Origin of the sequence: Mycolicibacter heraklionensis (assembly GCF_019645815.1) — a bacterium.
Classification (GTDB): domain Bacteria; phylum Actinomycetota; class Actinomycetes; order Mycobacteriales; family Mycobacteriaceae; genus Mycobacterium; species Mycobacterium heraklionense.
On the sequence record NZ_CP080997.1, the window covers coordinates 1099735 to 1114382 of the forward strand.

Sequence of the window (14648 nt, forward strand, 5' to 3'; positions counted from 1 at the left end):
CGATCGTAGGCTGTGCGCCATGCCCGATGGTCGATTGCTGCTGGGTGCCACCCCGCTGGGCCAGCCCTCCGATGCCTCGCCGCGGCTGGTCGAAGCACTGAGCACCGCCGACGTGGTGGCCGCCGAGGACACCCGGCGGGTGCGGACGCTGGCCAAGGCGCTCGGCGTGCAGATCGCCGGGCGGGTGGTCAGTCTGTTCGACGCCAACGAGGCGGCGCGGGTGCCGGCGCTGCTTGCCGACATCGACGCCGGGGCCACCGTGCTGGTGGTCAGCGACGCCGGGATGCCGTTGATCAGCGACCCGGGCTACCGGCTGGTGGCCGCGTGCGCCGACGCCGGGTTGCCGGTGACCTGCCTGCCCGGCCCGTCGGCGGTGACGACCGCGCTGGCGGTGTCCGGACTGGCCGCGGAGCGGTTCTGTTTCGAGGGCTTCGCGCCCCGCAAGAAGGCCGCGCGACGGGCCTGGCTGGCGTCACTGGCCGACGAACGACGTACGTGTGTGTTCTTCGAGTCGCCGCGGCGGCTGGCCGACTGCCTGCGCGACGCGGTCGACGAGCTCGGTGGCCAGCGCCGCGCGGTGGTGTGCCGGGAGCTGACCAAGACCCACGAAGAGGTGCGGCGCGGGACCCTGGCCGAGCTGGCCGACTGGGCGGTCGACGGCGTGCTGGGGGAGATCACCGTGGTGTTGGCCGGGGCCACCCCGCGCGCCGACCTGGCAACCCTGGTGGACGAGGTGAACCGGCTGGCGGGCGAGGGCATGCGTGTCAAGGACGCCTGCGCGCGGGTGATCGCCGACGTGCCGGCCGCGGTGTCGCGACGCGAGCTGTACGACGCGGTGCTGCGCTCCCGGGAGTGAGGGGATATCGGATTCGTCCCGGCGTCGTTAAGCTTTGCTGCAGTAGCTTCCTGGCCTCGGGAGGGCGCGTATGACGTCGAATGACACGACCGAATCGACACCGCTGAAGGTTGCGCTGACCGTCATCGGCCTGATCTTCATCGTCGGGATCTATCCGCTGACCGTGATCTGGCCGGCGGGCTGGGCCTGGGGTCACGCCGGCGCGGACTCCTCGCACTACCTGGTGATGATCCTCGGCATGTACGCCACGCTCGGGGTGTTCCTGTTGTTCGCCGCGCGTGATCCGCTGGCCCACCGCAGCCTCATCTGGTTCACGGTGGCCTCCAGTGTTGTGCACGCCGCGATCATGACGGCGCAGGCGATTGGCGACGCCGCCGAACGCGGTCATCTGCTCGGCGACGTACCGGCGCTGTTGATCGTGGCGCTGGTGCTGGCATTGCTGATGCCGCGCCGCGGCGCAACGGTCTGAGGGTTTACGACGCGGTGCTGCGTTGCCGCGACTGACCGTCGGCGACGATCGGGGCGGCCTTGTGCAGGCACTCCTGCCACTCGGCGTCGACGTCGGAGTCCGCGGTGATACCGCCGCCGACCCCCAGCACGGCGCCACCGTCGGCGTCGAATTCCACGGTGCGTATCGCGACGTTGAGTTCGCAGCCGGCCACCGGTGACGCCAGCCCGACGGTGCCGCAGTAGGCGCCACGGCGCGACAACTCCCACTCCGAAAGCAGCTGGCGGGCACGGTGTTTGGGGGTTCCGGTCACCGATGCGGGCGGGAACGTGGCATCCAGCAACGCCGCCATGGGCAGCTGCTCCGGCACGCTGGCCGAGACCGTGGACACCAGATGCCAGACCCCCGGGGCGGGGCGCACCGCCAACAGTTCGGGCACGGTGACCGTGCCGGTGGTCGCCACCCGGCCCAGGTCGTTGCGGACCAGGTCCACAATCATGATGTTCTCTGCCACGTCCTTGGTCGAAGCGCGCAGCGCCGACGGGCGGGCGTACAGCGGCAGGGTGCCCTTGATCGGGCTGGAGTCCACGACCTGACCGCGGCGGCGCAGGAACAGCTCCGGTGACAGCGAGGCCACCGCGCCCCAGTCGCCCGCGACGTAGGCGGCACGCGCCGGCCAGGTGCGCGCTACGGCGTCGGAGAAGAAGTCCAGCGGTGCGCCGGTGACGGTCCCGGTGAAGCGGGTGCACACGCAGGCCTGATAGACCTCACCGGCCCGGATGGCCTCCAGGCAGGACAGCACCCCGGCGCGGTGGGCCTGCCGGTCCGGGGTCTCCCAGTAGATGTGGCATCCCTGGGCAGGGGCGGGCGTCGTCAGCGCCTCGGCCAGCCAGCTCGGCATCGCCGCGCCGGACAGGCTCTCGAACCACCACTGGCCCTGGTCGTCCTGACGCAGCACGCAGTCGGTCCAGCCACCGGCAGCTTCCGGGATGCGAGGGCCCAGGCCGTCGGCTCCGGCATCGGGGTAGGACAGATACCCGATCCAGCCGCCACCCACCGCGTCGGACTGGGCGCCTGGAGCGACGTCGAACACCTCGCCGGGGCCCACCGGCTCGACCGCCACGCTGGGCGCGATGACTGCCCGTGACCCGAACCACTCGCCGGTCAGTGCGGCCGGCGGCGGCAGCCCACGCCGGTCGGTGGCATCGCCGACCGCACGCAGCACCTCCGGTGCCGCCCCCACGTCGCCGAGCCGCTCGATCCGCACGGCACTAGCTTGTCAGACGTCGGCACCGCGGGTGATCTCCCGGGCAGCCGCCACCGCCGCCAGCTTGTCCGGGTTGCGCATCGCGTAGAAGTTCGTGATCAGGCCGTCGACGATCTCGAACGTGAACACGCCCTCCAGCCGGTCGGCATGAAAGAGCAGCACCGCGGGCGCGGAGTTGCAGACGCCCATCTCCACCCGGACATCGGGCATCTGCGCCCCCTGCCGCAGCAGCCCGATGACTGTGCGGGCAACCTTGTCGGCTCCGACGATCGGCCGCCGGGCCGCGCTGGCCTTGCCGCCGCTGTCGGCGGTCCACACCACATCGGGTGCCAGCATCGACAGCACGGTCGTGAGGTCGCCGCCGGCCGCCGCGGTCATGAACTCGGCGGTGACCCGAGCGCTTTCCTCCGGGTCCACCGGGGTGTAGCGCGGCCGCCGGGCCTGGACGTGGCCACGGGCCCGATGCGCGACTTGGCGGGCCGCGGCCGCCGATTTGCCGACCGCGGCCCCGATCTCGTCGTAGCCGAACCCGAACACTTCGCGCAGCACGAACACCGCGCGTTCGTCCGGGCTGAGGGTCTCCAGCACCACCAACATCGCCATCGAAACCGATTCGGCCAGCACGACATCGGCAGACGGGTCATGTTCGGTGAGCAGCAGCGGCTCGGGCAGCCACGGCCCGACGTACTCCTCGCGGCGCCGGGCGTCGGCCCGCAGCGCGTTGAGCGCCTGACGGGTGACCAGGCTGGCCAGGTACGCCTTGACGTCGTGGACTTCGGCCAGATCGACCTCGGCCCAGCGCAGGTAGCTGTCCTGCAAGACGTCGTCGGATTCGGTTGCCGAGCCCAGGATCTCGTAGGCGATGGTGAACAGCAGTGGCCGCAGCTCGGTGAACCGCTCGGCGTGTCCCCCGCAAGCGGGAGGTGCCCCCTCGCTTCTCACACCGCAGCCCCCCGTTCCACGTGCCCCGGTGCGATTTGGGCCGCCCGGCCGCCCTTCATCCAACGGTACGAGCCCGGCTTGGTGGCCTCGCCCCGAATCCACTTAACCGTGTACTTGCAGATCGCCTCCTTGACCACGGTGCCGAGTCTGCCGCCGACGAACGCCTTGATCGGGGTGTCGTCGCGGCGGGACAGCTGCACGGTCGCCGCGTTCCGGCCCACGCTGATGCACTGCGCGGCGAACGACTGGTCCAGCGGAGCCGGTGAGGTGCCGGCGATGCGGGCCAGCACGGTGTTGGCGGCTTGGGCGCCCAGCGGCAAGGCGGCCTGGCAGCTCATCCGCAACGGCTGGCCCGAGGGGGCGACGGCATCTCCGGCTGCCATGATCCACGGGTTGTCGATGCTGGTCAGGGTCTCGTCGGTGAGCAGCCGGCCCACTGCGTCGGTGGCCAGTCCACTGGCCGCGGCCAAGTCCGGGACGCCGAAGCCCGCCGTCCAGACCGTCACCGCGCTGGGCAGCACGGTGGCGTCGCGCAGCTCCAGTGCGTCGGCCCGCACCTCGGCGACGACCGCGGCCTCGCGTACGTCGACACCCAGCTTGCGCAGCGCCTTGGCCACCGAGCGACGGCCCGCCGCGTGCAGCGACGGTCCGAGCATTCCGCCGCAGACCAGGGTCACCCGACGACCCTGCCCGGCCAGTTCAGAGGCCGCCTCGATTCCGGTCAGTCCACCGCCCACCACGGTCACCGGTGCGTCCGGCGCCACCTCGGCGAGCCGGCCCTGCAGCTGGACTGCGGACTCGAATTCACAGATGGAGTAGGCGAATTCGGCGGCACCGGGAACCGCCGCGGTGATCGCGCCGGTGCTGCCCACCGCATAGATGAGGTAGTCGTAGCGCAGCACGGTGCCCGATGCCAGCTGGATGCGTCGATTGGCGGCGTCGATCCGGGTGGCCTCGTCGACCAGCAGCCGGACCCCGTCACCGAGTAGGTCGTGGTAGTCGATGTCGGCTCGGTAGGTGCCGGCCACATGCTGGTGCAGCCGGATCCGTTCGACGAACGCCGGCCGCGGATTGACCAGGGTGACGTCGACGTCCGGACGTGCCCGTAGGCGGTTGGCCGCCATGGTGCCTGCGTAGCCGCCGCCGATGACGACGACGCGGGTGCGGGTGCGGGTGCTGGGGGAGTTGTGTGTGTTGGTCATGCCCTCAAGACACCGCGGACGTCCCGAACGTGACAGCCTGTGGCCCACATCACGCCCGCCCGATGCGGTGGCGCCCGGGCCCCTGGCGCGAAATATACCCCCGGGGGTAATATGGCTGGCGTGGCCGGCAGTCGTGGAGCAGCACCCGCAAGCCCGGGCCACCAGGGAGAGGGAGTACCGATGACGCGAACCGTTATCCTCGGCGCCGGCATCGCCGGGCACACCGCCGCCTTGCATCTGCGCCGCATGTTGCCGCCTCAGCACGAAGTCGTTGTGGTCTCACCCGAACCGGACTGGAACTGGATCCCCTCCAACATCTGGGTGGGGGTGGGCCGGATGGACGCGGCGAAGGTGCTGATTCCGCTCAAACCGATCTACGACCGCAAACACATCGGGTTCCGTCAGGCATGGGCGACCACCATCCACCCCGAAGGCACCGCCGAGGAAGGAAAGCCGTCGGTGGACTTCACCTACACCGACCCCGCGCGCCGCGGCGAGACCGACAACCTCACCTACGACTATCTGGTCAACGCGACCGGTCCGCTGCTGAACTTCGCGGCCACCCCCGGGCTCGGTCCGGGCGGTCACTCCTGGTCGGTGTGCACCGCCGGCCACGCCGTCGAGGCCGGCCAGGCGTTCGACCGGGTTATCGCCAAGCTGAAAGACGGTGTGCCGCAACGCCTTGTGGTCGGCGTCGGGCATGGCACCTGCACCTGCGAAGGCGCGGCGTTCGAGTACACGTTCAACGTGGAGCGCGCCCTGCGCGATGCCGGCGTGCGCGACCTCGCCGAGATCGTCTACCTGACCAACGAGTACGAACTCGGTGACTTCGGCGTCGACGGTTTGGATTTCGTCGACAAAGGCTTCACGCAGTCCAGCCGGCTGTGGACCGAGTCGCTGTTCCGCGAGCGCGGCGTCAAGGCGGTCACCCAGGCGCACGTGCACGAGGTGATGGACGGGCAACTGCGCTACGAGCAACTCGACGGCACCGAACACCAGCTCGACTTCGACTTCGCGATGTTGCTTCCGCCGTTCAAGGGTGCCAACCTCACCGCGTACGACCGGGCCGGCACGGACATCACGACGACGCTGTTCGCGCCGTCCGGGTTCATGAAGGTCGACGCGGACTACTCGGGCAAGCCCTACGAGCAATGGTCCGCCGAGGACTGGCCGCACACCTACCAGTCGCCGGTCTACCCGAATATCTTTGCGCCCGGCATCGCGTTTGCGCCGCCACATCCGATCTCCCGGCCTCGCACGAGCCGCAACGGCACGGTCATCACGCCCAGCCCGCCGCGCACCGGGATGCCGTCGGGGATCATGGCGAAGACGATCGCTCGGACCATCCGCGACCGGATCATCCGGGGCGTCGATGCACCCGCTCACCGCGCGTCGATGGCGACCATGGGTGCGGCCTGCATCGCTTCGGCGGGCACCGGTTTGCGGCAGGGCTCGGCAGCGGCGATGACGATGTTTCCGGTGGTGCCCGACCCGGCGCGCTACCCGCAGACCGGCCGCGACCTCGCCGGTACGTCCGGCGAAATCGGCCTCGCCGGCCACTGGATGAAACTGCTGCTGCATTACCTGTTCATCTACAAGGCCAAGGCACGGCCGTTCTGGTGGCTGATCCCGGAATGACTGGAAGGGAAGGCTCACTCATGGACGACGACGCCACCAACACAGCGGCGAACCGCCAGACCGCCGAGCGCATCGCCGATGCCCCGCTGCCGACCCGTCGGACGTTGCGGCTGCGGCAGAGCCTGCTCGTGCAGTGCTGGCGTTTCGTCCGCATCAACCTCAAGATGGTCCGGGTCATCGCCCGCGGCCACGACGGCTAGCGCCTCGCGCTACTGGGGCTGGTAGCGCGGAAACACCCCGGACGGCGCCGGGAGCGTCAGACCCGGCGCCAGGCGCTCGGGCACGGCGGTGAACATCCGCTGCTCGTCGGTCTGGCCCAGCAGATCCAGCAGCTTGGCTGCCGAGTCCGGCATCACCGGTTGCACCAGCAGCGCCGCGATCCGCACCACCTCCAGCGTGGTGTACAAAACCGTGCCGAAGCGGGCCTGATCGGCCGCCGACTCGCTCTTGGCCAGTTTCCACGGCTCGTTGGCCGAGAAGTACCGGTTGGCCGCGCCCAGCATCTGCCAGATCGCCTCCAGGCCCAGGTGCATGGACTGCGTTCCGAACGCGGCCCGCATCTTCTCCAGCAGCTCGTCGGCCAGTGCCAGCAGTTCCTCGCCGTCAGCGGCTTGGGCGGTCGGCTCGGGCACCACCCCGTCGAGGTTGCGGGCCACCATCGACAGCGAGCGCTGCGCCAGGTTGCCCAGCTCGTTGGCCAGGTCGGCGTTGACGCGGCCGATCATCGCCTCATCGGAGATGCTGCCGTCCTGGCCGAACGGGATCTCACGCAGCAGGAAAAAGCGCACCTGATCGACCCCGTACTTGTCGACGAACTCCACCGGGTCGATCACGTTGCCCACCGACTTGCTCATCTTCTCGCCGCTGTTGAGCAGGAAGCCGTGCGCAAAAACTCGGCGCGGCAACTCGATTCCGGCCGACATCAGAAACGCGGGCCAGTACACGGTGTGGAACCGGATGATGTCCTTGCCGATCATGTGCAGATCGGCGGGCCAGTACCGGCGAAACGACTCCGAGTCGGTGTCGGGATAGCCGACCCCGGTCAGATAGTTGGTCAGCGCGTCCACCCAGACGTACATGACGTGATCGGGGTGTCCGGGAACCGGCACGCCCCAGTCGAACGAGGTGCGCGAGATCGACAGATCCCGCAGCCCGCCGGAGACGAAGCTGACCACCTCGTTGCGGCGCACCTCGGGAGCGATGAAGTCCGGGTTGGCCTGGTAGTGCGCCAGCAGCCGGTCGGCGTAGGCCGAGAGCCGGAAGAAGAAGGTCTGCTCCTCGGTCCAGGTGACCGGCGCGCCGGTCTCGGCGGCGACCCGGGAACCATCCTCGGTCAGCCGGGTCTCGCCCTCGGTGAAGAACCGCTCGTCGCGCACTGAATACCAGCCGCTGTAGGCGCCGGGGTAGATGTCACCGGCGTCGACCATGCGCTGCCAGATCACCTTGGACGCCTCCAGGTGATCGGCGTCGGTGGTGCGAATGAACCGGTCGAAGGAGATGTTGAGCTTCTCCTGCAGCCGCTGGAAAACATCGGAGTTGCGCCGCGCCAGCTCCGCGGTCGGAATGCCTTCGGCGGCGGCGGTCTCGGCCATCTTCAGCCCGTGCTCGTCGGTGCCGGTCAGGTACCGCACGTCGAATCCGTCGAGTCGGTGGAACCGGGCGATCGCGTCGGTCGCGATGTACTCGTAGGCGTGGCCGATGTGCGGGTCACCGTTGGGGTAGGTGATCGCGGTGGTGACGTAGAAAGGCTTCATCACCGTTCACCCTATTGTGTGCGGGTGAGCTCGAAACGATCAGCCAAAACTCCGCCGCCCGCACCGGAGCCGCTGAGCCCGCTGGTCGACGCCCACACCCACCTCGACGCCTGCGGCGGTGCCGACGCGTCTTCGGTGCGCGCGATCATGGACCGGGCCGCCGCGGTCGGGGTGCAGGCGGCGGTGACCGTCGCCGACGACCTGGCTTCGGCTCGCTGGGTGACCCAGGCCGCCGACGCCGACGACCGGGTCTACGCGGCGGTCGCGCTGCATCCCACCCGGGCCGGCACCCTCACCGACGCGGCCCGCGCCGAGATCGAGGCGCTGGCCGCCCATCCGCGGGTGGTGGCGATCGGGGAGACCGGTATGGACCTGTACTGGCCCGGGCGCCTCGAGGGCTGCGCCGATCCGCAGACCCAGCGCGACGCCTTCGCCTGGCATATCGACCTGGCCAAACGCACCGGCAAACCGTTGATGATCCACAATCGCGACGCCGACGGCGCCGTGCTCGATGTTTTGCGCGCCGAAGGTGCTCCCGAGACGGTGATCTTCCACTGTTTCTCCTCGGGTCCCGAAATGGCTCACACCTGCGTCGAGGCCGGCTGGATCCTGAGCCTGTCCGGCACGGTCAGCTTCAAAAACGCCCGTGACCTGCGGGAAGCGGTGGCATTGATTCCCCATGCGCAGCTGCTGGTGGAGACCGACGCACCATTTTTGACTCCACATCCGTACCGCGGTTCACCGAACGAGCCCTACTGTCTGCCATACACTGTCAGAGCGCTGGCCGAGCTGTTGGCAACATCGGCAGCCGAACTGGCGCAGGTGACGAACCGCAATGCCCGTCGGGTGTACGGGTTGGACTGAAGGTCGAGCAGGTCACATTCGGTTGCCGACTGCCGGTCGGGTTCGTTACCGTTCCGTTATCGAACCTGGGGCAGACAATGCCCCATTGCCGTGCCTTCAACGTCGTGAGGTTTTCTGCCTTGAACACTTTGACCAGGCTGCATCAGGCGCCATCGCCGATGCTGCGGGTGCTGGTCGGCGCGCTGTTGCTGGTGCTGACCTTTGCCGGCGGCTTCGCGCTCGCCAGCGTCAAGACCGTGACGCTGGATGTGGACGGAACTCCCATCACCGTCACCACCATGCGGTCGCGGGTGATCGACGTCGTCGCCGAGAACGGCTTCGACCTCGGCGACCGCGACGATGTGAGCCCCGCCCGCAATGCTCAGGTGCACGACTCCGACACGATCCTGGTCCGTCGTGGCCGGCCGCTGCAGGTGTCCCTGGACGGTCGCGAGCCCCAGCAGGTGTGGACAACGGCGCTCTCGGTGGACGAGGCGCTGGCCCAGCTGTCGATGACCGACACCGCCCCCGCCGCGGCGTCCCGCGGTAGCCGGGTCCCGCTGGCCGGGATGGCGCTGCCGGTCGTCAGCGCCAAGACCGTCACGATCGACGACGGTGGCGTCGTGCGCACGGTGCACCGGGCCGCGCCCAATGTCGCCGAGCTGCTGGCCGCCGACGGCGCCCCGCTACAGCAGGCCGACAAGGTCACCCCGGCGGCGTCGACGCCGATCAGCGAGGGCATGCAGATCCAGGTGACGCGGATCCGGGTCAAGCAGGTCACCGAGCGGGTGCCGCTTCCGCCGCCCGCCCGTCGCATCGAAGATCCGACCATGAACATCAGCCGGCAGGTCGTCGAGGACCCGGGCACCCCGGGCACCCAGGACGTGACCTACTCGGTGGCCACCGTCAACGGCGCCGAGACCGGTCGCCTGCCGGTCGCCAACGAGGTGGTGGCCCCGGCCCGTGACTCGGTGCTGCGGGTCGGCGCCAAGCCCGGCACCGAGGTGCCGCCGTCGGTCTACGGAGCGGCCTGGGACCGCATCGCCAACTGTGAGTCGCACGGAAACTGGGCGATCAACACCGGCAACGGCTTCTACGGCGGCGTGCAGTTCGACTACGGCACCTGGGTGGCCAACGGCGGTCTGAAGTACGCGCCGCGCGCGGATATGGCCACCCGTGAAGAGCAGATCGCGATCGCGGAGGTCACCCAGGCCCGCCAAGGCTGGGGCGCCTGGCCGGTGTGCAGCGGGAGACGCTGACCATCGGGCTACTCGGGGCCGGTGACATCAGGGCCCTGGCGAACGAACTCGACCTGCGGCCCCGGAAATCACTGGGGCAGAACTTTGTTCACGATGCGAACACCGTGCGCCGGATTGTGGACGGCGCCGGAATCACCGCCGACGATCATGTCCTCGAAGTCGGGCCTGGGCTCGGGTCGCTGACCCTGGCGCTGCTCGAGCACGGCCCGACGGTGATCGCCGTCGAGAAGGATCCGGTGCTCGCCGCGCGGTTGCCGCAGACCATCGCCGAACACACACCCGCTGATGCGACCCGTTTGGAGGTGCTCGGCGCCGATGTCTTGACCCTGCGCCGGGACGAGCTGGCGGCCGCGCCGACCGCGGTGGTGGCAAATCTGCCCTACAACGTGGCGGTCCCGGCGCTGCTGCACCTGCTGTCAGAGTTCGACTCCATCCGCACCGTGACGGTCATGGTGCAGTTGGAGGTGGCCGAGCGGCTGGCCGCCGAGCCGGGCGGCAAGGACTACGGGGTGCCCAGCGCCAAGGCGCGATTCTTCGGTGCGGTGCGTCGCTGCGGCACCGTGCCGCCGAGTGTGTTCTGGCCGGTACCGCGAGTGAATTCCGGGCTGGTGCGCATCGACCGGTACGACGCCGCTCCGTGGCCGGTCGACGACGCGTTCCGCCGGCAGGTCTTCGCTCTGGTCGACGTCGCATTCGCCCAGCGCCGCAAGACCTCCCGCAACGCGTTCGCCGACTGGGCTGGGTCGGGCGCGCGATCCGCCGAACTGTTGGGGGCGGCGGGTATCGATCCGATGCGTCGCGGCGAGACGCTGGCGATCGCGGATTTCGTTCGCCTGCTTCAGGTTTCGACGGCCTTAGCGGGCCCGGCGTGCGACAGCAGCGCGCGGGACAACTCTTCGACGAAGTCGGCGCAGGACTCGTAGCGGCGCGCCGGAAACTTCGCCAGCGCACGTTGCACCACTACGTCGGCGGCCCGCGCCGCCGGACCGAGTGTGTCGGACAGGGGCGGCGGCAGCAGGCGCAGATGCGCATCGGCCAGATCGGCCGCGTTCTGGGCGGCAAACGGTGGTGCCCCGGTGAGCAGCTCGACCGCCGTGCAGGCCAGGGCGTATTCGTCGGTGGCCGCCGATGGGGCCTTGCCCTGCAGGATCTCCGGCGCGGTGTAGGGCAGTGAGACCTCGGGGTTTCCGGTATGTCGGGGCCGGTGCCACACGTCTTCGACGACGGCGTGGGCCGTCCCGAAGTCGGTCAGCACCGCCCCGGCGCGCCCGAAATCCGCGGGGATCAGGATGTTGGCGGGTTTGACGTCACAGTGCACGATGCCGCGTCGGTGTGCGTAGTCGAGCGCGGCGGCCACCTGGGTCAGCGCGGCCAGGCGATCCTCGAGCGTTCGCAGGCCGGTCGCCTTGCCCCCGTCGATGTACTGCATCGCCAGCCAGAACGGCCCGTGCCGGTACACCGCGATGATATTGGGGTGCTTGAGCGCGTTCGCGAAGGCGAACTCGCGGTCCAGCCGGCCCTGCTCGGCGGGGGAGCGGTGCCACTCGTCGAGGACCTTCAGCGCCACGATCGTGTCGGGGTCGCTGCGGTGATGGGCCCGGTATACGCCGGCGTGCCCGCCACGCCCGACCTCGCGCTCGATCAGGTAGCCGCCGTAGTCGACGCCGACTCCAGTCATGGGCCCAGGTTATGGCGCTGAAGCGGTCTTCGGCGCGGTTAGGGGACGCCTCGCAGAAAACTAAGAACAACATGATTGAATAGCCAAAAATCGATGACATTTCGCTGGTGCGAGGTGATAATCGTCCGCATACGTCACCCCGGGAGGCCGCCATGACAACTCTGTCCCATCGCAACCTGACTTCCTTCGGTGCGGTGCCGCTGACCCTGGCCGCCATTGCCGCACTGGGCGTCGCGCCCGTGGTGGCGCCCGAGCTGGCCGCGACCGCCAAGACAGTGATCGCCCAGACGACCCTGCTGGACACCGAGTCCTGGATCATGGGTGGCAGCGGACTCCCGATCCCACCGCCGCAGTACCTGACCGCCCTCACCGACCGGTTCATCGACCCGTCGACCCCGAAGTTCGAGGGTCAGCCGACTTTCCCGGTGGACGCCACCAACCCGCTGTTCACGCCGGAGGGCCTCTACCCGCTCACCGGCGTGAAAACGCTGCCGCTGGACACCTCGCTGCAGCAGGGCTCCACCATCCTGTACCAGAAGATCCTGGAAGAGGTCGGCAGGGGCAATGACCTTGTCGTACTGGGCTATTCGCAGAGCGGTGTCATCAACGGACTGGTGATGGACCAGCTGCTGGCTCTGCCCGAGGACGAGCGTCCGACCTCCGACCAGCTGTCCTTTGTGACACTGGGCAGCCCGGCCAACCCCAACGGCGGCCTGCTGTCCCGCTTCGACGTTCCCGGTGTCCCGCTGAGCCTGCCCGCCCTCGGGGTCACCTTCAGCGGGGGCGCGCCGTCCGAGACGCCCTGGGAGACAGCGAATTACATCCAGGAATACGACGGCTTCGCCGACTTCCCGAAATACCCGCTGAACTTCCTGGCCGACATCAATGCCTTCCTGGGCATCATGTTCATCCACGGCACCTACCCGTCGCTGACCGACGCCCAGCTGGCGACGGCCATCGAGCTGGACACCTCCGGCGACTACACCGGTAACAACCAGTACTTCATGATCCCCACCGAGAACCTGCCGCTGCTGGAGCTGTTGCGCGGCAACGCCTTCGGCAATGCGTTCGCTGACCTGTTGCAGCCGGCCCTGCGGGTGCTGATCAACCTCGGCTACGGCGACATCGAACACGGTTGGGACCAGGGCCCGGCGGACGTCTCCACGCCGTTCGGGGTCTTCCCCGACGTCAACCCGATGGACGTGCTCACCGCTCTGGTGAACGGTGCCGAGCAGGGTTGGAACGACTTCATCGCGGACCTGCAGAACATCGGGTCCGGCAGCGCGACGGATCTGTTCGGCTTGGACAGCGGCCCCGCGGACTTCTCCCTGCCGAGCCTGATGGACGTCGTCAACACGCTCAGCGGCGCCGCGGCGACCTTGTACGCGACTCTGCTCCCGACCGCCGACATCATCAATTCGCTGATCACCACGCTGCCGGCCTACGCCGCGAGCCTGTTCTTCAACGAACTGATGTCGGGTGATCTGCTGGGCGCGATCGGGATGCCGCTGGCGGCCACCACCGGGCTGGTCACCATGGCGGGCGGGTTCGAGTTGGAGGTGCTGATGAACGCGTTCAGCTCGATCAGCTCCGACTTCTCCGGCCTGTTCTCCTCCTGATCGAACCTGATCGAGGAGGCGTACCCAGTCCGAGCCCAGGCACTAACCCCCCTCGGAGCCGGTGTGGACCGATAGTCTCATCGGCGTGACCGCATCCGACGGCAATACCGCCACCGACTGGTCCCCGACCGGTTCGGTAACCGTGCGGGTACCGGGCAAGCTCAACCTCTACTTGGCCGTCGGTGACCGTCGCGATGACGGCTACCACGAGCTGACCACCGTTTTCCACGCGGTTTCGTTGGTCGACGAGGTGACCGTCCGCGACGCCGACGTGCTGTCGTTGCGGGTCAGCGGCGAGGGTGCCGATGTGCTGCCGACCGATGAGCGCAACCTGGCGTGGCAGGCCGCCGAGCTGATGGCCGAGTACGTTGGCCGCGCTCCGGACGTGGCGATCAGCATCGACAAGTCCATCCCGGTGGCCGGCGGCATGGCCGGCGGCAGCGCCGACGCCGCGGCGGTGCTGGTCGGCATGAATGTGTTGTGGGAACTCGGCGTGCCGCGTCGCGACCTGCATTCGCTGGCCGCCCGGCTGGGCAGTGACGTGCCGTTCGCGCTGCACGGCGGTACCGCGTTGGGCACCGGTCGCGGCGAGGAACTGGCAACGGTGCTCACCCGGGAGACGTTCCACTGGGTGCTGGCGTTCGCCGACCGTGGGCTGTCGACGCCGGCGGTCTTCGCCGAGCTGGACCGGCTGCGCGACACGGGGCGCAAGTTGCCGGAATCGGGTGAGCCCGAGCCGGTGCTGGCGGCGCTGGCCGCCGGTGACCCGCAGCGGCTGGCCGGATTGCTCGGCAATGACCTGCAGGCGGCGGCCGTCAGCCTCAACCCGGGCTTGCGCCGGACCCTGCGCGCCGGCGTCGAGGCCGGTGCCCTGGCCGGTGTGGTGTCCGGATCCGGCCCGACATGTGCGTTCCTGTGCCTGTCGGCGCAGTCGGCGGCCGACGTCGCCGTCGAACTCTCGGCGCTCGGCGCGGGACGGGCGGTGCGGGTGGCCAGCGGCCCGGTCTACGGCGCCCGAGTGGTGCCGTCGTCGGTGAGTGGGGCCTAGCCGCGACACCGATCCGCTGGCAGATTTGCCCGCGGATTAAGAGGAGTTTAAGATGGCCCGCGGTGACTATTTGCGGCCAGGACAGCCCTGCCAC

Annotated in this window: 14 protein-coding genes; 9 read left to right on the forward strand and 5 right to left on the reverse strand. The window is 69.1% G+C overall.

From position 1 onward, the window contains the following. The first annotated feature begins 19 nt into the window (after positions 1–19). Entirely contained in the window at positions 20–856 is an 837-nt protein-coding gene (gene rsmI, locus K3U94_RS05250) for a 16S rRNA (cytidine(1402)-2'-O)-methyltransferase (protein ID WP_220695805.1), read from the forward strand. 70 nt (positions 857–926) lie between these two features. Continuing rightward, the gene (locus tag K3U94_RS05255; RefSeq protein WP_220695806.1) at positions 927–1325 is read left to right on the forward strand and encodes a DUF6632 domain-containing protein; all 399 of its coding nucleotides are present in this window, start codon (positions 927–929) and stop codon (positions 1323–1325) included. A 4-nt stretch (positions 1326–1329) separates the two neighbouring features. On the opposite strand, the gene K3U94_RS05260 is transcribed toward K3U94_RS05255, so the two are convergent. From K3U94_RS05260 to K3U94_RS05270, 3 genes are read right to left on the reverse strand one after another with little or no spacing between them, the layout of a single operon-like run. Continuing rightward, positions 1330–2571, reverse strand: a complete 1242-nt coding sequence (locus tag K3U94_RS05260; RefSeq protein WP_220695807.1) for an aminodeoxychorismate synthase component I — start codon at positions 2569–2571, stop codon at positions 1330–1332. Positions 2572–2583: 12 nt separating this feature from the next. Continuing rightward, a complete protein-coding gene (locus K3U94_RS05265; RefSeq protein WP_047317337.1) occupies positions 2584–3513 on the reverse strand; it encodes an RNA polymerase sigma-70 factor in 930 nt (309 codons plus the stop codon). Next, positions 3510–4715, reverse strand: a complete 1206-nt coding sequence (locus K3U94_RS05270) for an NAD(P)/FAD-dependent oxidoreductase (RefSeq protein ID WP_220695808.1) — start codon at positions 4713–4715, stop codon at positions 3510–3512. The genes K3U94_RS05265 and K3U94_RS05270 overlap by 4 nt, the downstream gene beginning before the upstream one ends. Positions 4716–4895: 180 nt before the next feature. Here K3U94_RS05270 and K3U94_RS05275 point away from each other — a divergent pair, with 180 nt between their 5' ends. Together K3U94_RS05275 and K3U94_RS05280 are read left to right on the forward strand one after the other, a co-directional pair. After that, positions 4896–6353: an NAD(P)/FAD-dependent oxidoreductase gene (locus K3U94_RS05275; RefSeq protein WP_220695809.1), complete on the forward strand. Its 1458-nt coding sequence runs from the start codon at positions 4896–4898 to the stop codon at positions 6351–6353. A gap of 20 nt (positions 6354–6373) precedes the next feature. Continuing rightward, positions 6374–6553, forward strand: coding sequence for a hypothetical protein (locus K3U94_RS05280; protein ID WP_220695810.1), 180 nt, complete (start codon positions 6374–6376; stop codon positions 6551–6553). 9 nt (positions 6554–6562) lie between these two features. On the opposite strand, the gene metG is transcribed toward K3U94_RS05280, so the two are convergent. Next, entirely contained in the window at positions 6563–8107 is a 1545-nt protein-coding gene (gene metG / locus K3U94_RS05285; RefSeq protein WP_220695811.1) for a methionine--tRNA ligase, read from the reverse strand. Positions 8108–8125: 18 nt separating this feature from the next. Between metG and K3U94_RS05290 the strand changes: the two genes are divergently transcribed. From K3U94_RS05290 to rsmA, 3 genes are all read left to right on the forward strand, one after another. After that, positions 8126–8971 carry a TatD family hydrolase gene (locus K3U94_RS05290; RefSeq protein ID WP_220695812.1) on the forward strand — a complete coding sequence of 282 codons (846 nt, stop codon included), beginning with the start codon at positions 8126–8128 and terminating at the stop codon, positions 8969–8971. 119 nt (positions 8972–9090) lie between these two features. Further along, entirely contained in the window at positions 9091–10209 is a 1119-nt protein-coding gene (locus K3U94_RS05295; RefSeq protein ID WP_082133899.1) for a resuscitation-promoting factor, read from the forward strand. Next, positions 10182–11132 (forward strand): 16S rRNA (adenine(1518)-N(6)/adenine(1519)-N(6))-dimethyltransferase RsmA, encoded by a 951-nt coding sequence (gene rsmA, locus K3U94_RS05300; protein WP_220696682.1) that lies wholly within the window; start codon positions 10182–10184, stop codon positions 11130–11132. The genes K3U94_RS05295 and rsmA overlap by 28 nt, the downstream gene beginning before the upstream one ends. Here the strand turns inward: rsmA and K3U94_RS05305 are convergent. Beyond that, on the reverse strand, positions 11048–11887 hold the full coding sequence (locus K3U94_RS05305; protein ID WP_220695813.1) for a serine/threonine-protein kinase: 840 nt from the start codon (positions 11885–11887) through the stop codon (positions 11048–11050). The two genes, rsmA and K3U94_RS05305, sit on opposite strands and share 85 nt — an antisense overlap. A 152-nt stretch (positions 11888–12039) precedes the next feature. Between K3U94_RS05305 and K3U94_RS05310 the strand changes: the two genes are divergently transcribed. After that, a complete protein-coding gene (locus K3U94_RS05310) occupies positions 12040–13506 on the forward strand; it encodes a PE-PPE domain-containing protein (protein WP_220695814.1) in 1467 nt (488 codons plus the stop codon). Between the two features lie 85 nt (positions 13507–13591). Beyond that, entirely contained in the window at positions 13592–14554 is a 963-nt protein-coding gene (locus K3U94_RS05315) for a 4-(cytidine 5'-diphospho)-2-C-methyl-D-erythritol kinase (protein ID WP_047317328.1), read from the forward strand. Positions 14555–14648: the final 94 nt, after the last annotated feature.

Coding starts and splice junctions, on each gene's coding strand:
- rsmI (WP_220695805.1), top strand. CDS start 20: ATGCCCGATGGTCGATTGCTGCTGGGTGCCACCCCGCTGGGCCAGCCC.
- K3U94_RS05255 (WP_220695806.1), top strand. CDS start 927: ATGACGTCGAATGACACGACCGAATCGACACCGCTGAAGGTTGCGCTG.
- K3U94_RS05270 (WP_220695808.1), bottom strand. CDS start 4,715: ATGACCAACACACACAACTCCCCCAGCACCCGCACCCGCACCCGCGTC.
- K3U94_RS05275 (WP_220695809.1), top strand. CDS start 4,896: ATGACGCGAACCGTTATCCTCGGCGCCGGCATCGCCGGGCACACCGCC.
- K3U94_RS05280 (WP_220695810.1), top strand. CDS start 6,374: ATGGACGACGACGCCACCAACACAGCGGCGAACCGCCAGACCGCCGAG.
- metG (WP_220695811.1), bottom strand. CDS start 8,107: ATGAAGCCTTTCTACGTCACCACCGCGATCACCTACCCCAACGGTGAC.
- K3U94_RS05305 (WP_220695813.1), bottom strand. CDS start 11,887: ATGACTGGAGTCGGCGTCGACTACGGCGGCTACCTGATCGAGCGCGAG.
- K3U94_RS05310 (WP_220695814.1), top strand. CDS start 12,040: ATGACAACTCTGTCCCATCGCAACCTGACTTCCTTCGGTGCGGTGCCG.